Genomic DNA, 23,780 nt, shown 5'->3' with positions numbered 1-23,780 from the left:
AATGGACCTGCTAAATGAATTTCCTCTCAGTCTAGCTCGGTCTATGGTTTGTGCATGTACGTTGTTCTTGTCATATTAATGCTTATCGGGGCATTCGTGGGCTATCGGTATTGGTCCAGATCGCAAATCAGGTCGCGGCTGCTGTCGACACCGCTTTCTGATCGCGATCAAGCGATTATCCAAGCTCATGTGCCTATAGTCCGAAAGCTACCATCAGATCTACGCGCCAAATTGGACGGCAAAGTGAACCTGTTTCTGGAACAAGTCGATTTTTACGGCTGCGATGGGCTGGAAGTTACCGAAGACATGCAGCTTTCGATCGCAGCGCAAGCCTGCCTGCTAATTGTTAACAGTGACCTATGGTACGACAATCTAACGACGGTTCTTATTTATCCAAATGCCTTTAAATCGCGCCAACGAAGACATTCAGGATATGTCGTAACAGAAAAGGAGATCGTCAGAACCGGAGAAAGTTGGGATCGCGGACCAGTGATCCTGTCATGGGCTCACAGCGAGCAGGGTGCGCTGAACGAACACGATGGGCACAACGTCGTATTTCACGAATTCGCCCACCAAATCGATGATCTTTCCGGTGGCACTAATGGAGTTCCGGTGCTCGCCAAAGGACAAAGTTTTGCCGAGTGGGAGCGGGTATTTTTGACCGCGTACAAAGCGCATGTCGAAGCAGTTGAGAAAGGTTCATCCACTGTTATCGACGCTTATGGTGCCGAAGGCCACGAGGAGTTCTTTGCGGTTTCGGTAGAGGTTTTCTTTGAGCGACCATTGGCCCTAAAGAAATCCGTGCCCGAGGTGTATGCTCAGCTGTCGCAATTGTTTCACCTTGATCCGGCCACCTGGCAATAAAGGTCGCTTGCAAAGTATGTTCAGCGCGCAAGATTTAGCCGAAGGCGCATCTTTGCTTTTTTGGCAGCTGGCAGATGCCGGTTCAGGCGTTTGTTCACTAATCCAAAGCACCAGATGACGACTAACGTCATCAAGATAAAGTAAAACGCCAGGATTGGGTAAGGGATGAAAGGATTGAATGTCTTATCCGCAAAATAGCTGGCGTAATACAACGCGTCTCCGCGCTGTTGCCACGCTGGGAATGCCGAGAAAAACACCAAAGTCGTCGCGTGAAACAGAAAAATCGCTTCATTTGTATATGCGGGCCAGGCAAGTCGCAGCATGGTTGGCCAGACGACCCTTCGAAACCGTGACCATCCGGACATTCCATATGCGTCCGCCGCCTCGATATCACCTTTGGGGATTGAGCGCAGCGCGCCGTAAAAAATTTCACCTGAATAGGCCGCTGTGTTCAGAAACAACACGATCAGTGCGCCCAGCCAAGCTGAAGTAAACGCATCGAAAAGAGGATATGTTTTCTTCAAAGACAGAAAAAAGAAATATGCAAAAAAGAACTGGATAAACAGTGGCGAACCCCTGAACAGGAATATGAACCACTCAGACGGCTTGCGCAGCCACTTGTTTTGCGAAGCCTTGCCCACGGCCAGTGCCGTCGCCAAAAAAAATCCTGTCGCAAGTGCCATGAGCCCGAAGTACACATTCCAGATCATCCCGGAACCGATCAGCGTAAATTGTTCACACAGTGTGAAATCGGTTTTTGGCAGCAGGCGTTCTCCGATACCGATCGAACGGAGGCCGTAATCCTGAATGGTTTGCAAACAGCTCATGCGGTGGTCTCCTTGCGCAAAAGCTCACCGCCAGATGTGGCCTGACCGTGCGACAGACGACGCATAAGCTTTTCCAGGCCGAGTTCTGATACACGGGTCATCCCAAGGTAAAAAATCAGGAGAAACAAAAAGTACCACATGCGCCAGTCGCCGTGGGGGTATTGCGTAAATTTCGACGTTTTCGTTCCTCCCAGCTCCCTCGCCCAATAGACGATGTCCTCGATGCCCAGAAGGAACAGCAAGGGCGTAGCCTTAATCAAAACCATCCATAGGTTTGACAGGCCGGGCAGGGCATAAACCCACATCTGTGGCACGAGAATACGCCAAAAGGTTTGGCGTCGCGTCATCCCATACGCTTCAGCTGTTTCCAATTGGGCGTGCGGCACGGCACGCATACCGCCGAACAAGACGTTGGCGGCAAAAGCGCCGAAAACAATGGAAAACGTGATGACAGCCAGGAAGAAGCCATAAGTTTCGTGAACCCATTCTGGAGCTGTGCCCAAGGGCAATTTCGCGGCCTGACATACAAGGAAATCGTTTCCCTGCCGAACCGGATCGGTCCAATCAGGGCAAAGAACCTTGTGGCGTATCCATTCAAAACCCTGATCCAAGGCAATAACAAAAAAGAGGAAAAAAGCGATGTCCGGGACACCACGTACAATCGCGATGTAGCCTTTTCCAAGCCAACTGAGCGGTGGAAAATGTGAGCGGGCAGCCATTGCGCCGACGAAACCAAAGCTAAGCGCCACCGGTGCAGTCACCGCGAGCAATAGCAGTACCTTTAAAAAGGATACATAAAACGACCAATGAACGCCTGTTGTCAGGTAACACGAAAACCAGCGGAGTGTGCCGAGCGTATCGGGATCAGTGCAATAGGAAAACATTCACAAGCCTCTGCAGGCGGGTATAAAAACTGGGCACTTCGAATTGTACAATGGCCTGTGCCCGAACCGGGCACAGGCCTGTTGTTAAGTATCAGTCATAAACGACAGCGTTTTCGCCGAACCATTTTTTGATCATGGTGTTTAGCGTGCCATCAGCTTTCATCGAGTCGATCGCGGTGTCAAACTTGCCACGCAATTCTCCGTCGGATTCGCGAAGCCCCATTCCGACGCCACCACCCAATGGAACGTCATCCCCAACAAAAATCAGGTCTCCACCGGATTCTTCGACGATCGGAACCAGGTAGTCTTTATCGGCGAACACGGCGTCAGCTTCGCCGTTGCGAACTGCGGCAATTGTTTCTTCAGGCGTTGCGAACTCAACAAGAGTTGCGCCACCCTCTGCGACATGGCCTGCCTGAATCGTTGCAGTCTGGGCTGCAATCACGCCGCCCTCCAGATCGGCCGCGTCGGATGCAGCTACGTAAGCGGAAGCAGCTGGTGGGATATAGTTCTGGGTGAAGTCGATGACTTCATCGCGCTCATCAGTGATGGACATGCCAGCGATGATCGTGTCGTAGTTTCCCGAAACCAGGTTTGGAATAATCGAGTCCCAATCATTCTTTACCCACTCGCATTCCAGCTCGGCACGTTTGCACAACTCGTCGCCCAACTCACGTTCGAAACCGTCGATTTCGCCCGCGTCATTGATGAAGTTGTACGGAGGATACGCGCCTTCGGTACCCATGCGCACAGTATCGGCCATGGACATACCGGCAGTCAGCGCAAGCGCCGCAGTGGTCAGAATCAGGTTTTTCATTTGTTACTCCCCTATTTGGTTCTGTCCTGAAGTTATGCCGCCTTGGTGGCGGAGAGAAAACCCTGAAGCCGTTCGGATTCGGGGTTCGTAAAGATGTTTTTGGGAGGTCCTTCCTCTTCGATTTTGCCTTGGTGGAGGAACACCACATGGCTAGAAATGTCAGCAGCCATCTGCATATCATGGGTCACAATCAGCATCGTGCGCCCTTCAGCAGCCAGATCCTTGATTACTTTGATGACTTCCTGTTCAAGTTCTGGGTCCAAAGCAGAAGTCGGTTCGTCAAACAACAATGCTTCGGGCTCCATGCAAAGCCCCCTTGCAATTGCCGCGCGCTGCTGTTGTCCGCCGGACAATTGCGCTGGATATACGTCGCATTTGTCACCGATGCCCACTTTCTCCAAGTACTTTCGCGCGCTGGTTTCAACTTCCGACTTGTCGCGACCCAGAACGGTAACTGGTGCTTCCATAACGTTTTGAAGGATGGTCATGTGAGCCCAAAGGTTGAACTGTTGGAACACCATCGACAGATTTGTGCGAATTCGCAGAACTTGTTTGGGGTCTGCTGGTCGACGATTGTTGCCGCTACCGCTCCATCGCACTGGTTCGCCCTTGAAAAGAATTTCACCTTCCTGACTGTCCTCCAGCAGATTGCAGCATCGCAACAGCGTGGATTTGCCTGAGCCCGAAGATCCGATCAAAGAAACTACGTCGCCCCGATGAGCTGTGATATCTACGCCCTTGAGGACTTCGAGATGTCCAAAGCTTTTGTGGAGGTTTCTGATCTGGATAACGGGGTCGGTTTCTGTCACTGGCAATCTCGGAGTGGTTTGTGTTGATGCGGTACTAGGGCCGAAAAAACGAGCCAATGCAATGCGCAAATAATAATATGTACCGCGTAAACCACCAAATTGACCAAACGTTTTGCTCAAAATTGTCAGTTTCGCGCCATCAACGTCTTTGGTTTGGGCGGGTTGGGAACGGCCAAATACTCTGCGGGCGTTACTTGTGTCAGCCGCTTCAGGTGCAAAAGCCGCCGATCGGATGCAGCAAGGTCGTTAATAGCTGCACTTACTGCCGTCGCGACGCATGCCGCGTCCTGCCCGATGGCCGTGATGTAGGGCAACGCGGGGGTAGGAGGCGTTGTTGCAACTTCCCGCAGGGTTTGCCCGAGGTTTGAGTGTTCGGTCAGCAGCGCCCATGTCAGTGCGTCCAAAGACGCGAAATCTGCACGACCTTCGACCACAGCCTGAGCTGAAAGAGCGTGCGCTCCTGTTTCCAGCAGTTTCTCTGGTTTTAGGTTTTGATCCAAGAGATAGGTAATAGGCGCGGCCCAGCCTGATTGTGAAAGCCCTTCGTTATACGCAAATGTACCCGAAACAAGTTCTCTCATTTCCCGGTCGTCTTTTGCACGGGCAACCAGAACCGAGTAATAATGACCCCGTGGACAATGCGGTAGCGCATAGTCTGGTGTGCCCACAAGCTTTACCTGTTCATGCAGGCGCGTCCGGTATGGCATTCCGCAAGTTTGGGCAAACAGTAATTCCGGGTCCAGCCAAACATCCCAAAAGTCGCGGTCCCGGGTCAGATATTGCGGGCCGAAACCAAGATGACCTTGGATCAGCTTCCAGAAACGGTCATTTGCGTCTTTAGTGGCGGGCATGTCGTACATGCCCAGCATTGCGATCACGACTTGGCCGCCTTTTGCCTGGCTAGAGCAGAGTCAACGTCGCTAACGCCCAGCAGACTAACCACCAAACGCAGCAGCGAATCCTCTTCGCCGGTGCGCTGTCCATCTGCCAGCACAACAGACCACATGGCTTGAACTACGCCGAGGCGGTCGCTGTAAGCCACTGCTTCTTTTATCGCGCGAGTGAAACGAACCGTGTCAGGTGCTTCGGCCTCAAGATCTTCCGCCTGCGAACGCAATGCGGCGGCCTCGAACGGAGATAGACCAAATCGCTCGGCCGATATGCGATCAATACGCGCCATTTCGGTGTCGGCATAATCACTATCAGAGCGTGCGATGCGCACCAAAAGAGCCGTCAGGGCCAGACGAGCGTCATCGTCGACCAGCGGATCAGGTTTTGGCTGAGTAAGCCGAGATAGAAAATCACTGAACATGGGCGAGATATAGATCCGGTTTAACTTGCTTCCAACCGCGATTGCACCCTTTCACGCGCGGCCTTGCTGTCGTTGAAACTCAACCCCATTGCAATACGGGCTTCTTCTACAATCTTGACCTCGCCCTCGTCGGTGTCGCCGTCGGCCAACACAATCTCCCACAAGGCATCCAGTGCGGCCAAGCGTTCTTTTTCCCCCGTCATCTCGCGGATCAACTTACCGAATGTGTCGGTTTCGGGCGCAGCAGCATGAAGCTTTTCACACGTCGCGCGAACCTTGGCAGCTTCGATGGCGTTATGTTGGTAAAGCCGAGCCAAAATGCGGTCAATAAGGCTGATTTCTTCAAGCTTATAGTCACGGTCAGCTTGCGCGACGCGCACCATCAACGCGCCTAATGCCAGTTCAGCGTCAGGGTCCGGCAGATGTGAGTGCTCTGGCGGGCGAAAAGCCTGAAAGAACTTTTTCAACATAGGGTCAGGTTATCCCATATTTTGTGTTCCGCCAAGTGTTTGCTACACGTCATAGCCTCGGATTATAACTAGATCACCAGTAGACACTGGATCACGCAAAGCTTTTGCGCTTTGGTATCCGACGCTATTGTAGCAGGCCAAGGCGCTTTCGTAGCTGGGGAATTCTATCACAACCGTGCGGTTGCGCGTAGTGCCTTCCATTAAAGTTTGTTCGCCGCCCCTAACCAAGAATTTTGCGCCGTATTCGGCAAAAGGCGCAGCGTTTGCAGCAATGTACTTCTTATATGATTCCATATCGTCAACATCGACATGGGCAACCCAATATCCTTTGGCCAAATGGTGTCCTCCCGCAAATTTTCAGCAGGTTGAGGATGAATGAACTTAAAAGCAATCCCCTATTATGATTGAAATGCAGAACGCGCTTTGTCTTGAAGCCACGCTAACATTTCGCGATAGGGCACAGGGCCGTAACTAATCCGCGCTACACCCAATTCCGCCAATTTGGGAGTATCAGGGGTACCAGGCAGGGCAATGATGTTTACCGGTAGCTCCGTGGAATCACACAGGCGAGCGATAAGCCTTTCATCCCTCAGACCCGGAGCGAAAAACCCGCTGGCTCCTGCATCGGCATATGCCTGAGCTCGTGCCATAGCGTCTTCCAGCATAACCTCGTCATGGGTGTCGGGGTGCGCTTTAAGGAAAATGTCAGTGCGCGCGTTTATGAATGCGGGAATCCCTGCCGCGTCACATCCCTCGCGCATTGCGGCAACGCGCGCTGACTGAGTTTCAATGTCGTATAAATCCTTGGTGCCCACGATTTGGTCTTCAAAGTTGAAACCAACGACCCCTGTTTCAAGTGCGCGTTGGACATTTGCCAGGATACCCAATGGCTTTTCGGCATAAGCGCCTTCAAAGTCCATCGTAACTGGTATGTCGACCGCGTCGACTATCCGGCCTGCGTTGTCCAGAGCCATGTCCAAAGGGATTTTTTGCCCATCCGAAAAACCTTGCGCCATTGCGACAGGGGCGCTGCCTGTTGCCAAGGCTTTGGCGCCTGCGTCCCGTACAGCAGTAGCGCTTCCTGCATCCCAAATGTTATACAGGATGACTGGATTCCCCTTTTCGTGCAGCGAAGTAAATGTTTCTGCATGCGTAATCTGTTTGTTCATAACCGACCTCCTGAAGAATGCAGCGGAAACCTCTAACCATGTATTTGACGTATCGCACAGAAGTGCGTGCCCAAGCCGTCACATTAGGGCGAACTAAAAAATTGAGATCATACCAGCCTGGATGTGTCTTTCGCAGCTCGCACGAAGTCCCTGAACAACGGATGAGGATCGAAGGGCTTTGACTTTAACTCTGGGTGATATTGCACGCCGATAAACCACGGGTGATCCGACCACTCAACGATTTCCGGCAAGCGACCATCCGGTGACATACCCGAGAAGTTCAAGCCCGCTTGTTCCAGCTTGTCACGATATTTTATGTCCACCTCATAGCGGTGGCGGTGACGTTCTTCAATTGCAGTGCTTCCGTAAACTTCGGCCACCTTGGAACCTTCGCTGAGGACCGCGTCGTAGGCGCCAAGTCTCATGGTGCCCCCTTTGTCGTCGCCTACTTTGCGCTCGACTTTGTGATTGCCTTGCACCCATTCCTTTAGGTGATAAACAACTGGTTCAAATCGCCTTTTCCCGGCTTCGTGGTCGAACTCCTCGGACCCGGCCTCGGAAATACCGGCGGCGTTCCGGGCTGCCTCGATGACAGCCATCTGCATACCCAGACATATACCAAGGTAGGGCACTTTATGCTCGCGCGCATATTGTGCTGCTTTAATTTTGCCCTCTGTACCGCGCTCACCAAACCCTCCGGGAACAAGAATAGCGTGGAATCCTTCAAGATGCGGCGCGGCATCCTCGGTGTCAAAAATTTCGGCATCCACCCACTCAACCTTTACCTTGACCCGGTTTGCCATGCCTCCGTGTGTAAGCGCCTCGGCAATCGACTTATAGGCGTCTTCGAGCTGAGTGTATTTGCCAACGATGGCGACCTTCACTTCGCCTTCGGCATTGTGGATACGGTCACTGACGTCTTCCCATTTTGCTAAATCGGGTTTGGGGGCTGGGCTGATTTGGAAAGCGTCCAGAACGGCTTGATCCAAACCCTCTCGGTGATAGGCAAGCGGTGCGTCGTATATCGTAGACAAATCCTGTGCGGCGATCACTGAATCAGGGCGCACATTACAGAACAGTGCCAGTTTCTCGCGTTCTTTAGTCGGAATCGGGCCTTCGGACCTGCAGACCAGAATATCGGGCGCCAGACCGATCGAGCGTAATTCCTTAACAGAGTGTTGAGTAGGCTTGGTTTTTAATTCGCCCGAAGCTTTGATGTAGGGCAGCAGGGTAAGATGCATGAAAATACACTGACCACGTGGTTTGTCCTGGCTGAACTGCCGGATTGCTTCGAAAAAGGGCAGGCCTTCGATATCGCCTACCGTACCGCCGATTTCACACAGCATGAAATCCACTTCATCCTCGCCGATGGCGATGAAGTCCTTTATCTCATTGGTAACGTGAGGGATCACCTGAATCGTCTTTCCAAGGTAGTCGCCTCGACGTTCTTTTTCGAGCACGTTTGAGTATATCCGTCCGGAACTAACCGAGTCGGTCTTGCGAGCGGCAACCCCGGTAAAACGCTCATAGTGCCCAAGATCCAGATCGGTTTCGGCACCATCGTCGGTCACGAAAACTTCGCCATGTTCAAATGGGGACATGGTTCCGGGATCAACGTTGAGGTACGGGTCGAGTTTTCGCAATCGGACAGAATATCCCCGCGCCTGCAACAAGGCTCCAAGCGCCGCTGAAGCAAGTCCTTTACCCAAAGATGAAACCACACCACCAGTGATGAAAATAAAACGCGCCATGTTTTTTCGGCTGCTCCCGTGAGACGTCATTATTAGCTGCCCGGCGGTTTAAAAAACCGCAGCACCACGGGACTTCATATATAAAGGATTCGCGTCAAAAGCGCAAGAGAACCGCAAGATGCTGTTGCTGTTCTTCTTTAGGTTTCTAGGTTTTGTGGCTTAGTCGGCCTGTGGGATCAGCGGTGCGTTATCGCCTTGCGCAGGAGGCAGCAAGTCATCGGCCAACGGAACGGCCGGTGTGCTTTCTTCGGTCGGAGCCGATGCGGGTACGCCAAGACGATCAATCACCGAGCTGCCCGAACTTTTCTGGGCCGCGAGAATGGTAAGCGTGATTGACGTAACAATGAAACACGCAGCAAGTATCCAGGTCAACTTGCCCAACGCGGTTGCAGCAGCGCGACCGGTCATGGCACCGCCACCGCCGCCGCCCATGCCAAGGCCACCGCCTTCGGACCGCTGCATCAAGACAACAGCAATCAGGCCAAGGGCCAAGAGGAGGTGGATGATGAGAACGACGTTTTCCATGGTCTTCCTGTGCGGCGTGACGTGTATCGCGTGGTACTTATGCAAGTTTGCAGTCGGGGGCAAGTGATGAGTTGGCCTCCAATTGCGTAATGGGTCAGATCACAGCAAAGGGGCTGGACAGCGTAGCAGGGACTCGCGCATGTTTCGGCCATGCCTCATGATGATCACGATCACCCGCACGCCCTTTTACCGCCCGAACCTGCGCTTCGTGTAAGGGCGCTCGAGACTGTTTTGATCCGCAAAGGTTTGATCGACCCCGCGGCGCTGGATGAAATCATCGACACCTATCAGAACAAGATAGGGCCGCAGAACGGTGCGCACGTGATTGCAAAAGCTTGGACTGATCCTGAATTCAAGCAGGCATTGCTGGAAGATGCGACCTCTGTGGTGGCAGAATTAGGGTACCATGGGCGCCAGGGCGAGCACATCGTAGTGGCGGAAAACACTCCGGAACAGCATAACATGGTCGTCTGCACGTTATGTAGTTGCTACCCTTGGCCTCTGTTGGGCATACCACCGGGCTGGTACAAATCCGACGCCTATCGTGCAAGGGCGGTCCGAGAGCCTCGTAAAGTGCTGTCCGAATTCGGTGTAACCTTACCCGTAGAAACGGCGGTGCGCGTGTGGGACTCAACCGCCGAAATACGATATCTCGTTTTGCCAATTCGTCCGGAAGGAAGCGAAGGTTTGAACGAAGAGGAGCTTGCTGCGCTTGTAACTCGGGACAGTATGATAGGTACCGGAATGCCAAGGGTGCCGTCATGACACGAGTGCATGACATGGGTGGTCGTTTTGGCGATGGCGCGGTGACCCCAGAACCTGTGGATGCCCCTGTTTTTCAACATGACTGGCATGCGCGGGCTTTGGCGGTAACCCTTGCCGCTGGATCGTTGGGGCAATGGAATATCGACATATCGCGCCACGCCAGAGAAAAACTGTCACCAAAGGATTACACCCGGTTTTCTTATTATGAAAAGTGGATTTCAGCGCTTGCAGATCTCTTGGTCGAAAGCGGAGTTTTAACAGAGAATGATCTAAAAAATGTCGAAGAGGCTGGGGAACACCCGCTGGCAGACCGGAAATTGAAAGCCGAAGCTGTTGCAAAAGTACTGGCAAGTGGCGGCCCCGCAGATAGACCCTCAGATATACCATTTGCTTTTGATGTAGGGCAGGCAGTCCTTACAACGCGGCCTGCCGCTAATAGGTTGGTTGATGGCGGCCATACCCGTTTGCCTGCCTATGCTGCCGGGGCAAAAGGAAGAGTACTGATGGTCCATGGAACTCATGTGTTGCCTGATTCCAGCGCGCATCGATTGGGGGATGCTCCAGAGCCACTCTACGCGGTTGCCTTCCCCGCTGCTGAACTTTGGGCGGATCCGGAGCATCCGAAAGATGAAGTAGTATTGGACCTTTGGCAAAGTTATTTGGAACCCGCATGAGCGGATGCATGTCGCACTCTGCCCCGGAACCAGCCTTTGCTGAGCCATGGCATGCACAGCTGTTTGCAGTGACAGTTGCGTTGAACGAAGCTGGACAGTTTGATTGGCCTGACTGGGCGGTGCGTTTTTCGCAAACACTAAAACGACATGGTTTGGATCGTGAATTGAATGGCGGCAGTGACTATTTTTTTGCTTGGTTGGAAACTCTTGAGGCTTTGCTTGAAGACCAGGGTGCCGCCAGCTCCAACGAAGTTGTTGAACTGCGAGACGCCTGGGAAGACGCCTACCTTAGTACGCCGCATGGCCAACCCGTTCAGTTGAATGGCGAGTGAGATCTAAAACTCGTCAACTGCGGCGAAAAATCGGTTTCCCTGCTGCGCGAGCCTCGTTATATCAGCCGGGTTTGATATCTCAGCGCAAAAGGACCGGATATGGCCAATGTGGTTGTTGTCGGCGCCCAATGGGGTGACGAAGGAAAAGGCAAGATCGTGGATTGGCTCAGCGAACGGGCTGACGTGATCGCTCGCTTCCAAGGTGGACACAACGCCGGGCATACTCTGGTCATCGACGGTGAAGTTTACAAACTGCACGCGCTGCCATCGGGCGTTGTGCGCGGCGGAAAGTTGAGCGTCATCGGCAATGGTGTCGTGCTGGATCCATGGCATCTGATGAAGGAAATTGGCACGATCCGAGAGCAAGGAGTCGAAATCACACCGAATTCCTTAATGATTGCCGAGAATACCCCTTTGATCCTTCCGATCCACGGAGAGCTAGACCGAGCGCGTGAAGAAGCGGCCAGCAAAGGCACCAAAATTGGAACAACCGGCCGAGGTATTGGTCCTGCCTACGAGGATAAAGTAGGGCGCCGTTCAGTAAGGGTAGCTGACCTAGCCGACGAAGCAACATTGGAAGCTCGCGTAGATCGGGCATTGCAACACCATGATCCGCTTAGAAAAGGACTTGGTATTGTGTCTGTGGATCGCGACGCTTTGGTAGCGCAGCTAAAAGAGATTGCTCCGCAGATATTGCCATTTGCGGCACCGGTTTGGAAGGTTCTGAACGAAAAGCGCAAGGCGGGAAAACGCATCCTTTTCGAGGGAGCGCAAGGAGCTTTGCTCGACATCGATTTCGGTACTTACCCGTTTGTTACCTCGTCCAACGTAATCGCGGGTCAGGCAGCAACGGGCGTGGGAATCGGCCCGGGCTCGATTGATTTCGTACTCGGCATCGTTAAAGCCTATACAACGCGCGTGGGTGAGGGACCTTTCCCAACGGAACTTCACGATTCGGATGGGCAGCGATTGGGTGAACGGGGTCATGAGTTCGGAACAACGACCGGTCGTCAACGCCGTTGTGGTTGGTTCGATGCCTGTTTGGTCCGCCAAACTTGTGCGACGAGCGGTGTAAATGGCATCTCACTTACTAAACTGGACGTGTTAGACGGTTTTGAGACATTGAAAATCTGCACTGGATACGACTTGGATGGAGAGCGGCTGGACTATCTTCCGATTGCGGCTGATCAACAGGCACGCTGCACTCCGATATACGAAGAAGTGCCGGGTTGGAGCGAATCCACAGAAGGCGCGCGCAGTTGGGCGGATTTACCCGCAAACGCGATAAAATATGTCCGTCGAATTGAAGAGTTGATTGAATGTCCGGTTGCATTGCTTTCGACCAGCCCGGAGCGGGACGACACCATTTTGGTGACAGACCCGTTTGCTGACTGATGGGTGGTGATCAGAAACCGGGCCTAAGTTATAAGGCGCGACGGAGATGGTCGCTGATGATCCTTGTGATCGGCTTGCCACTTTATATCGTGGCTGTTGTGACTGTTGTAAACCTTCTCAATCGTCCGCCAATTTGGGTCGAGTTGCTGGTATATATCGTGCTGGGAATTTTGTGGGCACTGCCGTTCAAGTTTGTTTTCCGTGGTGTCGGCAAAGAGGACCCAGATCAAAACGGCAAATGACCGATCTGATTGTTTTTCAATAGTATCTTAAACGAAAATGGGCCAGAGAATACTCTGGCCCATTAGAGATAAAATTTATTTGCGAGGTGCCTTAGCCTGCGGCGCGCGTGTCGTCCGGGCGGAACCCAATTTCGTTTGATGCAGCAAACCGGCCGCCGCCAGCCTTTTCAATCTTTCCATCGCGCAGCAGCTGTCCAAAGGTACGAAGGCTTTCCTCACGATTGAACGACTCTTGCTTTAGCGACCGCACCTTGTTCATCAATTGTGGACGCGAAAACTGTTCCTGTCCCTCGATAAACGAAAGATATGCAGCGGCCGCCTCCAGAAGATCCGGCAGCGACTGGGCGCCTTGTTCCCGTGCAAAGTGAGCAAATCCGCCTTCTTCTTCATCCACCTCCAGTTCATCTGAAGTAACGCGGCGGGGAGTTACAGGACCCGTATCGCGGTCATCCGTATCTATCCGCTGTTCGGCAACGAGTTTCAGTGGAGCCACAGTAGATCCTGGACGAGGGCTCTTTACCTGAACCTCAGGGCGTCGCGGACTGACAACCGATTCCAAATCGTCGCGATATTCCTTGTCGCTCTTTTCTTTACCCCCTGCACCCTTGCTGGCGCGTTCTGCCTCGGCCGCAGCCACGGCGGTCCGCAGATGTGAATAAGTCTCGCGCTGATCCGAGGTTGAAGGATCGTCAAAACGTTCGTCCGCCTTGTCCATAAGGCGCGAAACGTCTTCTTCCAGACCGGTTTCCTCGTGGTAAGCGGTACGAATTGCTAGTTCGGATTCTACCAAAGAGATTTCGTCCAGCAGCCTTGCTTCATCTGCCGCAGTAAGGATGTTCTGATTTGCTTCAGGTTCATCACTTATAGCTTCATCCTGATCTTCCGAAGTATCCTGATCTTCCGAAGTATCCTGATCAGCCTCGAGAGTGGTCACAACTTCATCGGGTTCAATTTCTAAGGCTGCGTCGTCTTCGAGATCGGTGAACAGCACGTCACTTGATGCAACTTCGACCTCTCCTTCAGGCTCTTTCTGCTCAGGAATCTCGGCAGCTACCTCAATGGTCTCAGTTATTTCTACGTCGGTTTCTTCAATCTCGCCTTCAAGAAGTACGTCATCCTTAGCATCGACTTCGTCGGGAGCATTGATTTCTTGGATCAGCTCGGCCAAATCCTCGGCAGACGCTTCAGAGATTGGTTCTTGAATAGATAGTTCGTCAGTTTCGGCGACTTCGACTAATGGCGCTTCGGATGTGGTTGGTTCTTTCTCAACATTTTCCTGCAGATCGCCCGCGCTGAGTGCGCCAGCCTCGAAAGCAGCAGAGATCGCATCGACCGGAGGTTGTGCAGGGGAAACGAATCCGCCGCCGTCTTCTTCGTCTTCACTGTATCGCGATGTGGTCTCACCAGAATGCGAAACAACAGCGCGAATGCGCTGCAACTTAGCTGCGATACTGTCTTCTTCGGCGGCTTCACCCGCTTCGGAATCTGCAAAAAACTCTGCAGTGTCGTCAGCTGACGGCGTTTGTTGTGAAACAGTGGTGGGGGCCACAACCGAAGGCGACGCTTGGCCCGGGACTTCGTCAGCTGCGCGCAGCAGCAAACCGTCGTCGCTTTGGCTGGCTTCAATGTTTCGAGCGCGATTGCGTTGTGCAATTTGGGTCAACATTTCAGCGTCTGGCTGGGGGGGCTCGGAACCGAAATAACGGTCATCCGCTGCAAGATCGCGGAAGTATTCGGCAATCGCTTTCATTGTCTCAAACGAATCGTCGAAACCTTCCAATGTGCAGGAGAATGTACCGTAAGAAACGGTTAACACCTTGTTGTTCTGTACCATCAGACGCAGGTCCTCTACAAACTACCAAGTCACATTGTTGGGCGGAGTGCCCACCAATCGACTCTTAACTTTGCCTATGAGTCTATCATTTTGTGGTCTCATTATGTCCAAAACCGGGAATTATGGTCAATCTTGCCAAAATCAAACCAATTGTACGCGCTGAGGAGCCAATAGCGCTATTCGGCGGTGGCAAGATCGGCCCGCAAGATTTGAGTTTGGCGCTGAGTCGCGTCGATCGCTTGGTGGCCGCGGATGGCGGCGCGGCAATTCTTATCGATTCGGGTCACATGCCGGAGGCAGTAATCGGCGATCTGGACTCACTGGAACCACGACACCGAGATCGGATCCCTCCGGACCGTCTATTTCCGATCACCGAACAGGACAGCACCGATTTTGACAAGTCACTGCGTCATATTCAGGCGCCCTTGGTTTTGGGTTTGGGGTTTCTTGGCGAGCGAGTGGATCATAAACTGGCGACTTTTAATTCTCTTATCAGGCGCCAAGACCGTCCCTGCGTTCTGTTGGGTTCCAAAGAGATCGTGTTTCATGCTCCGCCACAGATTGAGTTGCCAATTGAACCTGAGCAAACCGTTTCGCTGTTTCCTCTGCGTCGCGTAACGGGGAGCAGCAAGGGGCTGGAGTGGCCGATTGACGAACTGGTAATGGAACCCGATGGTTTGGTTGGAACTTCGAACAAAGCGGTTGCGAATGTCGAGCTGCGGATCGACGGTCCTGGGCTACTTGTGATCCTCCCGCGTAGCGCGCTGGATATCGTTATGCAGGCGTTTCTGTCGGGCCAGACTGGACGCTGGCCCGCTCCCGTAGAATGACGTAAAGCCCTGCGGCGATCGTGATTAATATGCCAATTGCAGCGATTCCATTGGGTAGATCATTGAAGATCAGCCACCCGATCAGGGTTGCGACAGGAATTTCCAAGTACTGCATGGGGGCTAGCGTGGCGGACGGCGCATACCGCAAAGACCATGTCATCATTAGGTGGGCAAGTGTTCCGAGTAGGCCAATTGCAAACAAAAGCCCGTGAACATCCCTGTCGGGAATGATCAAGGAGATTTCCCAGATTTCACTGAAGGTACCAATAGCAAGCATTGGCAGTAGAACGACGCTCGCCATTAGGCCTGAGACAGCTTGAAGAGCTATTGGGTCGGTGTCCTTGGCAATCTGTCGTGTCACGAGCATGAACAACGCAAAGACTACTGCTACAAACAAAGGCAGTAGCGCCGGAGCCCCGACTTCGGCAAAGCTGGGTTGGATGACAAGTAATGTACCGAGGAAACCGACAATACATGCGATCAACCGGCGCGGCCCAACCTCTTCGTTCAAAACATATCGGCCCAACAGCAACAATATAAAGGGCATGACAAATGCGATGGCGATTGCATCCGCCAATGGCAGGTATTGCAAGGCGCTGAACATCGCCGCGATACCGAGAATATGCAAAACGGTACGAAGAACCGTCAATCGAAACACGGGCCCATGCATGCGGAACGATCTACGGGTCAGCACTACTAATGGAACTAATATCACAGCCTGAGCAGCAAAGCGGACAAACACAAGGAGGCCGACAGGGGTCGACTCTGCCAACAGCTTGGCCATGGCGTCGCCCCAAGGGGCGAGTACACAAAAACCTAGCATCAGAAAGATGCCGAATACGGGCCGATCTTGAGTCATTACGGAGACGCTAACTTCTTACCAAGTAAGTGAAAAGGTGCCTCGCGCATTAATTTTCAACTATTGGTTGATACTTGGTGTAATCCGGTCCGATACAGCCGGGTAACTCGTCGCTCAGCGCCAACCAACTTAGTTTTTCTTCAACTGCAACGTTGAGGGAAGGTTCCAACAGACCGGGATTTTCGAGTGTGGCAACATACAAATGCATGACGTCCGACATTTTGACGGATCTAAATGAAATCGGAGTGCCGCAATGTGAGCAAAACGAACGCTCTACTCCCGGTGACGAAGCAAAACGCTTTGGTTCCTCACCCGTCCATCTCCACTGACCGTCCCGAACTCCGAAATAGGTGGTCATCGGAGCTGCGCATTGGCGTCGGCAACTGTCGCAATGGCAATTCACGCAAGAAAGTATTGGCAGATCGACTTCGAAGCGGACTGCGCCGCATAAACAATGTCCTTGCATGGAATTCCTCGGATTTTGAAGTTTAAGGTTGGTGTCAGCAATTAGGCACGTTGACAGCCAGACCACCCAATGAGGTCTCCTTGTACTTCTCGTGCATGTCAAGCCCGGTTTGGCGCATGGTCTCAATGACTGCGTCCAGCGGCACAAAATGCTTTCCATCGCCGCGCAACGCAAGCGATGCGGCAGAGACGGCCTTTATCGCGCCGAGACCATTGCGTTCGATACACGGTACCTGAACAAGGCCTGCGACTGGATCGCAGGTCATACCTAAATGATGCTCGAGAGCGATTTCGGCCGCGTTTTCCACTTGCTCAGGAGAACCACCTAAAACGGCACACAAGCCGGCTGCAGCCATCGCAGAAGCGCTGCCGACCTCAGCTTGGCAGCCCGCCTCGGCGCCTGAAATCGAGGCATTGAACTTCACCAAACCACCAATGGCCGCAGCGGTGAGCAGGAAATCTTCAATCTTAGTTTCTGACGCTCCCGGAACATGATCAAGATAATAGCGTATCACCGCAGGCAAAACGCCCGCTGCGCCGTTTGTCGGGGCAGTGACGACTTGACCCCCGGCGGCGTTTTCTTCATTCACCGCCATGGCATAAACACTCATCCAATCGTTGATGGTATGTGGTGCATTCAGGTTCATTCCTCGTTCGGCCTGCAAAGCGTCATAGATACCCTTGGCGCGGCGGCGTACGTGCAATCCGCCTGGCAGAATGCCATCGGTTGTCAGTCCTCTTTCGATACAATCGTTCATTACTTGCCAAAGCCGCGCCGATCCTTTCGCGAAACCGTCAGCGCACCCACGGGCTATTTCGTTGTCCCGCTTCATTTGAGCTATGCTTTTGCCGCTATCTTTTGCCATCTGCAACATTTCGACCGCAGATTTGAAAGGGAAGGGAACCGGGGCTCCTTCTTCCGTTGCCTTGCCCTTGGCCAACTCTTCTTCGGTCAATACAAAACCGCCGCCGATCGAGTAATAAACCTGCCGTAAGATGACATCGCCCTGAGCATCGGTCGCCATTAGGATCATTCCGTTGGCGTGACCGGGCAAGGTGTTGTCGAAATCAAAGGTCAGGTCAGTCTTTGGGTCGAATGTGAGAGTGGGTAGTCCTTCGGGCGACACGGACTGGGTTTCGGCTATGTTTGCAAGAGCGATTTCAGCCTTTTCGTGATTGTAGGTATCGGGAACAAAGCCGGCTAACCCGAGAATTGTCGCCCGGTCTGTCGCGTGACCCACGCCTGTAAATGCCAGTGAACCGTGCAGCGAACCGCGCAGACCAGTGAATTCGAATGGTGAGGAACGCAGCAACTCCAAAAACCGTGCAGCTGCCACCATCGGTCCCATGGTATGCGAAGATGACGGGCCGATGCCCACTTTGAACATATCGAAGACAGAAAGAAACATTTCAGGTTGCAGACCCTTCTGGAGGATTGGCGTAATTTGGCGCAGTAAAAGGTGTGGCTCCCAAGCCCTCTGCAGCGACAGCTGCTCGTGTCGCTGGACGCGACTCCAATTGCATCAGAATAGACTGCAGGTGGGGTGTGTCGGATAGCTGGAACCAGCTACGATCCTCGCCAGAAGGATAAAGCGCCATCCAGCGCATCATGCAGGCAATGTAATAGGTTAAGATCGAAGGTTGTTCCGCTTTCAGCCAGTCCAGTTTAGTTTTTGCAAGAGCATCCAGCACACTTAGATGCCGCCTCAAACGACGCTGTACTCCTGAACGTAATGCTTGGGCGTACGAGGGATCGATATAAGCGTCGGCGTAGAAAACAAGGCGTAGGTCGGCGTGCAAAGTATTTGATGCAAAGAACAGCCATTTCAAAAACGCCGCGCGATCCAGACTTTCTGGGCTTGGGGCCAATTGCCCGTGTCTGTCGGAAAGCCATAGCAAGATTGCCGCAGTTTCAAAAATCGGCCCCTGTTCGGTTTCCAGCACGGGGATCAAACCATTTGGATTGAGATTTCGGTAAGTTTCACTGTTTTGTTCGTTGCTGCGGCGGTCAACCAAAACAGTTTCAAAGGGCAGGCCCATCTCTTCTAGTGCCAGTCGGATCACCAGCGATGCATTGTCGGGCGCGTAATGTAGGCGGTAGCGTGTTTTCATGTCTCCTATGTAAGCGAAGTGATTGCATAGCGAAGACCTGATTGCGACGCTTCCCATTGGAAACGCGTATTGGGTTGGACAGTTAATATTGGTGCAAGCAAGATTGGCTCTCGCAGTTGCTGAAAGCTTTCCGTATATAACCCGCAGAAGACTGAGGGGAAGTTGCCATGACTGGTGAAATGTCGCCGATTGAACAGGCTAAATTCGTTGCGGCCAACCGCGCGGCTGAACTCGTTCAGGACGGGATGCGTGTCGGGCTTGGAACCGGATCAACGGCCGCATGGTTGGTTCGACGCCTGGGAGAGCGTGTGTCGAAAGAAGGGCTGAAAATTCGGGGTGTGCCAACTTCGACCGCGACAGCCCAACTGGCGCGAGAGGTCGGAATAGAAGTCGTTTCACTGGACCAAGCAGGATGGTTGGATCTGACTATCGATGGTGCCGACGAGTTTGATGGCGAGTTAAACCTGATCAAGGGCGGCGGGGCGGCTTTGTTGCAGGAAAAGATTGTGGCCACTGCAAGCGATCAAATGGTGGTAATCGCAGATGCTGGCAAAGAAGTGGAAACACTGGGCGCCTTCCCTTTGCCTGTGGAAGTGATCCCTTTCGGATGGCAAACAACAAAATTGCTGATCGAAGAGGCGTTGGACACAATGGATGTGCTTGGTAACTCAGTCACGTTACGCATGAACAGTGAGGCTCCCAAGGTCACGGATGAGGGCAACCACATTCTGGACCTGCATTTGAAGCGAATAGGTAACGCTCGGCAATTGGCGCTTGTTCTCAATCAAATCCCAGGCGTTGTGGAGAATGGTCTTTTTATCGATATCTGCGACAAAGTTGTAATCGGCCACGGGGATGGCAGGGTCGAACTGCGCAATTTGAATGAAGGTACAGTGGAAGTAGGTGAACCCCGAAGTGGAGATAACCTGTTTTCCGATCTCGCAGGTTGAGCGGTGGTCAAGATGCTGAGTTCAGGGCTCAGGACATTCGGACTTTCGAACGTAGCGGGGTTGGCGGATATCAGGTCGCTCCCGAATACACATTGACTTTTAGTGAGCTGAACGAAGGAAACCAGCATGAGCTTTGACTATGATCTGTTTGTCATTGGTGGCGGATCAGGTGGCGTCCGTGCTGCGCGCGTCGCGGCAGGCGAAAACGGGGCCAAAGTGGCGCTGGCAGAAGAGGACCGCTATGGCGGCACCTGCGTAATTCGGGGATGTGTTCCAAAGAAACTAATGGTCTTTGCTAGCGAATACGCCGGTATGGTTGGGGAAGCACAGGCCTATGGCTGGGATATTAAGCCCGGGACATTCAATTGGGACAGCTTCCGCAGCAAGCTTCATAAAGAATTGGATCGACTGGAAGGTATCTATCGCAACATCCTGAAAAACAATGGCGTAGAAACATTTGATCAACGCGCGCGCCTCGTCGATGCACACACAGTTGAAATGGCGGATGGAGCACGCAAGACAGCTAAACATATTCTGGTGGCGACCGGAGGAAGACCAGTTGTACCTGATTTTCCCGGTTCGGAACTGGCGATTACTTCAAATGAATTATTTCATCTGGAGAAACTGCCGGAAACCATGCTGATCGTTGGGGGCGGCTACATAGCGTGTGAATTTGCCGGGATAATGAACGGAATGGGTGTAAAGACTACGCAATTCTATCGGGGAGCTCAGATTCTTCGTGGTTTTGACGATGAGGCACGCGGCTTGATAAGTGAAGAAATGTGCCAAAACGGAATTGACCTGCATCTGGGCACCAACGTGCTTGAGATGGAACGGCGTGGCGACAAGATTTGGGTCAAAGCGACTAATGGATCAGAGCTGCTGTTTGATGTCGTGATGTTCGCAACCGGACGTACGCCGAACTCGGATGATTTAGGCCTTGAGGCGCTGGGCGTCGCGCGGGGAAGAAAAGGTGAAGTCATCGTCGATGAGTACAGCCAAACTGGTGTTCCGTCGATTTTTGCGATTGGCGATGTGACCGACCGCGTGAACCTGACGCCTGTTGCAATTCGTGAGGGGATGGCCTTTGTGGAAACGATTTTCAAAGGCAATCCGACACCCGTCGATCACGAGTTGATTCCGACTGCGATTTTCACTCAACCCGAAATGGGAACTGTTGGTCTCAGCGAAGAAGAGGCCGCAGAGCAAGAGCTGATCGAGGTTTACGCGACTTCGTTCAAACCAATGCAAAAGGCATTTGCCGGGGGAACGCAGCGTGTGCTTATGAAACTGATCGTTAGTCAGGCTTCCCGAAAGGTGTTGGGTTGCCACATTGTTGCACCCGGCGCGGGAGAGATGATCCAGTTGGCCGGCATCGCCGTAAAGATGGGCGCAACCAAAGAAGATTTTGACAGAACGGTTGCGGTTCATCCAGTGATGGCCGAAGAACTGGTGACGATGCGGCAACCTGTTCGCACTGCTTGATTTGCAAGCGCGCGCACACAAGTTACAAGGGACCCCGTGATCACACGGACCTAAATGAAGGAACAGACACATATGGCGGGCAACAGCGGTGGCCCCTGGGGGGGCGGAGGCTCATCCGGCGGCGGAGGAAATCGGGGCAACAACGGCGACGGGCGTAAACCCCCCGAAGGCGATGGCCCACAGATTCCCGAAATCGACGAGCTTATGAAAAAAGGGCAGGAACAGCTGCGCGTGTTGATGGGTGGTCGTGGCGGTTCGGGTCGAGGCGGCAATGGTTCGGGTTCCGGGGGGGGTGGACCAGCTTTTACGAAGGGCACTGTCGCGGTCGCCATAGTTGCTGCAGCGATATTGTGGGGAGTGGCGAGTTTCTACACAGTTAAGCCCGAAGAACAGTCGGTTGAACTGTTTCTGGGTGAGTTTTCTGCTGTTGGAAACCCAGGCCTGAACTTCGCGCCTTGGCCAGTTGTAACGGCGGAGGTCATTCCAGTAACACGCGAACAGACCGAGGACATGGGCGGCGCGCGTGGCAGTGATGATGGTTTGATGCTGACCGGCGATGAAAATGTCGTCGATATTGACTATCAGGTTGTGTGGAACATCAATGACCCGGCCAAGTTCCTGTTTAACTTGCGCGATCCCCGACAGACGATCCGGGCCGTTTCGGAATCAGCGATGCGCGAGATTATCGCGCAAAGCGAGCTCGCTCCGATCCTGAACCGAGATCGCGGTATTATCGCCGACCGATTGCAGGAGCTGATCCAGTCTACGATGGACAGCTACGATTCGGGTGTGAACATAATCCGTGTAAACTTTGACAAAGCTGACCCACCGCAAGACGTAATTGCCTCATTCCGGGATGTTCAGGCTGCCGCACAAGAACGCGACCGTCTTCAGAACGTGGCCGATGCCTATGCGAACCGCGTCCTGGCTGAGGCGCGAGGTGAAGCAGCTCAGGTTCTTGAGGAAGCAGAGGCCTACCGCGCGCAGCAGATAAACAGCGCGATGGGTGAAGCAAGTCGTTTCAGCGCGGTCCTGGAAGAATACTCTAAGGCTCCGGAAGTGACCCGAAAACGCCTGTACCTCGAACGCATGGAGCAGGTGTTGGGTGATGTGGACAAGATTATCCTAGACGAGAATTCAACCGGTCAAGGGCAAGGCGTCGTGCCTTATTTGCCGCTGAATGAATTGCGTCGCAACCAGGCTGAGGAGAGCAACTGATGCGTAAGTCAACATTAATCCTGCCGGTTGTTTTTGTCGCCATCGTTGCAGTGTTGTCCTCGATTTTCATCGTTGACGAACGTGAACGCGCCTTGGTCCTGCAGTTTGGCCGGGTCGTCGCCGTCAAGGAAGAGCCGGGTTTGGCATTCAAAATTCCTCTAATTCAGGAAGTTGTTCGCTACGACGACAGGATTCTGTCGATTGATGTTCAACCGCTGGAAGTCACGCCTCTGGATGATCGGCGATTGGTCGTAGATGCTTTTGCGCGGTATCGAATTGCCGATCTTGAGCAGTTCCGGCAAGCCGTAGGTGTAGGCGGAGTGCCGGTCGCAGAGGATCGTTTGGATCGAATCTTGCGCGCAGAAACTCGTGAAGTTCTGGGTTCGGTCTCGTCTCGGGATATTCTAAGTTCGGATCGTGCCGCGCTGATGCTGCGAATTCGTAACAGCGCGATTGCAGAAGCGCAGGCGCTTGGTGTTAATGTAATCGACGTACGGCTCAAGGCTACTGATCTGCCGCAGGCCAACCTGGAAGCTACATTCGATAGGATGAAGGCCGAGCGGGAACGCGAGGCCACTGATGAACGTGCCCGCGGTAACGAGGCGGCGCAGCGTGTGCGAGCGCAGGCGGACAGGACAGTGGTGGAGCTTGTATCGGATGCACGCCGCGAAGCTGAGATTATTCGAGGCGAGGCGGATGCCGAGCGAAATGCGATCTTTGCCGAAGCTTACGGCGCAGATCCTGAGTTCTTTGAATTTTACCGTTCGCTCTCGGCCTACGAGCAGGCCCTGGGCGGGGGAAATAGTTCGATGGTGCTCAGCCCGGACTCCGATTTCTTCAACTATCTAAAGTCGCCCACAGGGCAGGCGGCCCAGTAATGGGTTTGATCCTACTGGCCATTGGGCTGGTATTGATTGTCGAGGGGCTGGCCTATGCGCTGGCCCCTTCGTTAATCGAGCGCATGCTCGAAGCGCTCCGTTCCTTGCCAGAGCAAGCGAGGCGAATTGCAGGTCTGCTTTGCGTTGTCAGTGGATTTGTCTTGGTTTGGGCAGCATATCAAATGGGTTTCTGATCCTATGGTTTCACTTGACAGTGATTTCCCAGCGATCACGAGTTGCGGGTTAGGACAAACTGACTACATTGGTCAGTAAGTATGGGGGCCTTCGGGCCGTCACAGTAAGAGTTGTCTAC

The 23,780-nt window shown here is 53.1% G+C and carries 28 protein-coding genes; 12 read left to right on the top strand and 16 right to left on the bottom strand.

The window, feature by feature from the left end; genetic code table 11:
- Window positions 1-54: 54 nt before the first annotated feature.
- The gene (locus tag GOV45_RS06815) at window positions 55-864 is read left to right on the top strand and encodes a zinc-dependent peptidase (protein WP_170475835.1); all 810 of its coding nucleotides are present in this window, start codon (window positions 55-57) and stop codon (window positions 862-864) included.
- Between the two features lie 20 nt (window positions 865-884).
- Here the strand turns inward: GOV45_RS06815 and GOV45_RS06810 are convergent, their stop codons facing one another.
- From GOV45_RS06810 to secG, 11 genes are all read right to left on the bottom strand, one after another.
- Window positions 885-1,691, bottom strand: coding sequence for an ABC transporter permease (locus tag GOV45_RS06810; protein WP_170475833.1), 807 nt, complete (start codon window positions 1,689-1,691; stop codon window positions 885-887).
- On the bottom strand, window positions 1,688-2,575 hold the full coding sequence (locus GOV45_RS06805) for an ABC transporter permease (RefSeq protein ID WP_170475831.1): 888 nt from the start codon (window positions 2,573-2,575) through the stop codon (window positions 1,688-1,690). Before GOV45_RS06805 ends, GOV45_RS06810 begins: the two co-directional genes overlap by 4 nt.
- A gap of 91 nt (window positions 2,576-2,666) precedes the next feature.
- Window positions 2,667-3,392, bottom strand: coding sequence for a transporter substrate-binding domain-containing protein (locus tag GOV45_RS06800; RefSeq protein ID WP_170475829.1), 726 nt, complete (start codon window positions 3,390-3,392; stop codon window positions 2,667-2,669).
- 32 nt (window positions 3,393-3,424) lie between these two features.
- Window positions 3,425-4,201 (bottom strand): ABC transporter ATP-binding protein, encoded by a 777-nt coding sequence (locus GOV45_RS06795; protein ID WP_170475827.1) that lies wholly within the window; start codon window positions 4,199-4,201, stop codon window positions 3,425-3,427.
- A gap of 125 nt (window positions 4,202-4,326) precedes the next feature.
- Window positions 4,327-5,070: a phosphate/phosphite/phosphonate ABC transporter substrate-binding protein gene (locus GOV45_RS06790; RefSeq protein ID WP_174823615.1), complete on the bottom strand. Its 744-nt coding sequence runs from the start codon at window positions 5,068-5,070 to the stop codon at window positions 4,327-4,329.
- 5 nt (window positions 5,071-5,075) lie between these two features.
- Window positions 5,076-5,513, bottom strand: a complete 438-nt coding sequence (locus tag GOV45_RS06785; RefSeq protein ID WP_170475823.1) for a TerB family tellurite resistance protein — start codon at window positions 5,511-5,513, stop codon at window positions 5,076-5,078.
- Window positions 5,514-5,533: 20 nt separating this feature from the next.
- The gene (locus tag GOV45_RS06780; protein WP_170475821.1) at window positions 5,534-5,983 is read right to left on the bottom strand and encodes a TerB family tellurite resistance protein; all 450 of its coding nucleotides are present in this window, start codon (window positions 5,981-5,983) and stop codon (window positions 5,534-5,536) included.
- Window positions 5,984-6,025: 42 nt separating this feature from the next.
- Complete coding sequence (locus GOV45_RS06775) at window positions 6,026-6,319, bottom strand: DUF1330 domain-containing protein (protein ID WP_170475819.1); 294 nt, start codon at window positions 6,317-6,319, stop codon at window positions 6,026-6,028.
- Between the two features lie 62 nt (window positions 6,320-6,381).
- Window positions 6,382-7,152: an isocitrate lyase/PEP mutase family protein gene (locus tag GOV45_RS06770; protein WP_170475817.1), complete on the bottom strand. Its 771-nt coding sequence runs from the start codon at window positions 7,150-7,152 to the stop codon at window positions 6,382-6,384.
- A gap of 107 nt (window positions 7,153-7,259) precedes the next feature.
- Window positions 7,260-8,903 carry a CTP synthase gene (locus GOV45_RS06765; RefSeq protein ID WP_170475815.1) on the bottom strand — a complete coding sequence of 548 codons (1,644 nt, stop codon included), beginning with the start codon at window positions 8,901-8,903 and terminating at the stop codon, window positions 7,260-7,262.
- A gap of 159 nt (window positions 8,904-9,062) precedes the next feature.
- A complete protein-coding gene (gene secG / locus GOV45_RS06760; RefSeq protein ID WP_170476577.1) occupies window positions 9,063-9,428 on the bottom strand; it encodes a preprotein translocase subunit SecG in 366 nt (121 codons plus the stop codon).
- A 150-nt stretch (window positions 9,429-9,578) separates the two neighbouring features.
- Here secG and nthA point away from each other — a divergent pair, with 150 nt between their 5' ends.
- The 5 genes from nthA to GOV45_RS06735 all read left to right on the top strand — a co-directional run bounded on the left by nthA (window position 9,579) and on the right by GOV45_RS06735 (window position 12,836).
- Entirely contained in the window at window positions 9,579-10,193 is a 615-nt protein-coding gene (nthA, locus tag GOV45_RS06755; protein ID WP_170475813.1) for a nitrile hydratase subunit alpha, read from the top strand.
- A complete protein-coding gene (gene nthB, locus GOV45_RS06750; RefSeq protein WP_170475811.1) occupies window positions 10,190-10,867 on the top strand; it encodes a nitrile hydratase subunit beta in 678 nt (225 codons plus the stop codon). The genes nthA and nthB overlap by 4 nt, the downstream gene beginning before the upstream one ends.
- Window positions 10,864-11,199, top strand: a complete 336-nt coding sequence (locus GOV45_RS06745) for a nitrile hydratase accessory protein (RefSeq protein WP_170475809.1) — start codon at window positions 10,864-10,866, stop codon at window positions 11,197-11,199. The genes nthB and GOV45_RS06745 overlap by 4 nt, the downstream gene beginning before the upstream one ends.
- Window positions 11,200-11,298: 99 nt before the next feature.
- Window positions 11,299-12,594 carry an adenylosuccinate synthase gene (locus GOV45_RS06740; protein WP_170475807.1) on the top strand — a complete coding sequence of 432 codons (1,296 nt, stop codon included), beginning with the start codon at window positions 11,299-11,301 and terminating at the stop codon, window positions 12,592-12,594.
- Entirely contained in the window at window positions 12,594-12,836 is a 243-nt protein-coding gene (locus tag GOV45_RS06735; RefSeq protein WP_170475805.1) for a DUF2842 domain-containing protein, read from the top strand. The genes GOV45_RS06740 and GOV45_RS06735 overlap by 1 nt, the downstream gene beginning before the upstream one ends.
- A 91-nt stretch (window positions 12,837-12,927) precedes the next feature.
- Here GOV45_RS06735 and GOV45_RS06730 read toward each other — a convergent pair whose 3' ends face one another.
- A complete protein-coding gene (locus tag GOV45_RS06730; RefSeq protein WP_170475803.1) occupies window positions 12,928-14,670 on the bottom strand; it encodes a hypothetical protein in 1,743 nt (580 codons plus the stop codon).
- Window positions 14,671-14,792: 122 nt separating this feature from the next.
- Between GOV45_RS06730 and GOV45_RS06725 the strand changes: the two genes are divergently transcribed.
- Window positions 14,793-15,500: a thiamine diphosphokinase gene (locus tag GOV45_RS06725; protein ID WP_170475801.1), complete on the top strand. Its 708-nt coding sequence runs from the start codon at window positions 14,793-14,795 to the stop codon at window positions 15,498-15,500.
- Here GOV45_RS06725 and GOV45_RS06720 read toward each other — a convergent pair.
- The 4 genes from GOV45_RS06720 to GOV45_RS06705 are packed head-to-tail and all read right to left on the bottom strand — an operon-like array spanning window position 15,445 to window position 18,936.
- Window positions 15,445-16,359, bottom strand: a complete 915-nt coding sequence (locus tag GOV45_RS06720; protein ID WP_170475799.1) for a DMT family transporter — start codon at window positions 16,357-16,359, stop codon at window positions 15,445-15,447. The genes GOV45_RS06725 and GOV45_RS06720 overlap by 56 nt on opposite strands.
- 49 nt (window positions 16,360-16,408) lie before the next feature.
- Window positions 16,409-16,825 carry a GFA family protein gene (locus GOV45_RS06715; protein WP_170475798.1) on the bottom strand — a complete coding sequence of 139 codons (417 nt, stop codon included), beginning with the start codon at window positions 16,823-16,825 and terminating at the stop codon, window positions 16,409-16,411.
- 34 nt (window positions 16,826-16,859) lie between these two features.
- The gene (locus GOV45_RS06710; RefSeq protein ID WP_170475796.1) at window positions 16,860-18,233 is read right to left on the bottom strand and encodes an L-serine ammonia-lyase; all 1,374 of its coding nucleotides are present in this window, start codon (window positions 18,231-18,233) and stop codon (window positions 16,860-16,862) included.
- Window position 18,234: 1 nt separating this feature from the next.
- A complete protein-coding gene (locus GOV45_RS06705; protein WP_170475794.1) occupies window positions 18,235-18,936 on the bottom strand; it encodes a glutathione S-transferase family protein in 702 nt (233 codons plus the stop codon).
- A 167-nt stretch (window positions 18,937-19,103) separates the two neighbouring features.
- Here GOV45_RS06705 and rpiA point away from each other — a divergent pair, with 167 nt between their 5' ends.
- The 5 genes from rpiA to GOV45_RS06680 all read left to right on the top strand — a co-directional run bounded on the left by rpiA (window position 19,104) and on the right by GOV45_RS06680 (window position 23,661).
- Window positions 19,104-19,886 carry a ribose-5-phosphate isomerase RpiA gene (rpiA, locus tag GOV45_RS06700; RefSeq protein WP_170475792.1) on the top strand — a complete coding sequence of 261 codons (783 nt, stop codon included), beginning with the start codon at window positions 19,104-19,106 and terminating at the stop codon, window positions 19,884-19,886.
- A 126-nt stretch (window positions 19,887-20,012) separates the two neighbouring features.
- On the top strand, window positions 20,013-21,371 hold the full coding sequence (gene gor / locus GOV45_RS06695) for a glutathione-disulfide reductase (RefSeq protein ID WP_170475790.1): 1,359 nt from the start codon (window positions 20,013-20,015) through the stop codon (window positions 21,369-21,371).
- Window positions 21,372-21,443: 72 nt separating this feature from the next.
- A complete protein-coding gene (gene hflK, locus GOV45_RS06690) occupies window positions 21,444-22,589 on the top strand; it encodes an FtsH protease activity modulator HflK (RefSeq protein WP_170476575.1) in 1,146 nt (381 codons plus the stop codon).
- Window positions 22,589-23,467 (top strand): protease modulator HflC, encoded by an 879-nt coding sequence (gene hflC / locus GOV45_RS06685; RefSeq protein ID WP_170475788.1) that lies wholly within the window; start codon window positions 22,589-22,591, stop codon window positions 23,465-23,467. The genes hflK and hflC overlap by 1 nt, the downstream gene beginning before the upstream one ends.
- Window positions 23,467-23,661 carry a DUF2065 domain-containing protein gene (locus tag GOV45_RS06680; RefSeq protein WP_170475786.1) on the top strand — a complete coding sequence of 65 codons (195 nt, stop codon included), beginning with the start codon at window positions 23,467-23,469 and terminating at the stop codon, window positions 23,659-23,661. The genes hflC and GOV45_RS06680 overlap by 1 nt, the downstream gene beginning before the upstream one ends.
- Window positions 23,662-23,780: the final 119 nt, after the last annotated feature.

The sequence above is a fragment of the Ruegeria arenilitoris genome (assembly GCF_013035425.1).
GTDB classification, from domain to species: domain Bacteria; phylum Pseudomonadota; class Alphaproteobacteria; order Rhodobacterales; family Rhodobacteraceae; genus Ruegeria; species Ruegeria arenilitoris_A.
Note: the sequence above shows the minus strand (reverse complement) of the source record. Positions and strands in the feature narration are given on the sequence as shown.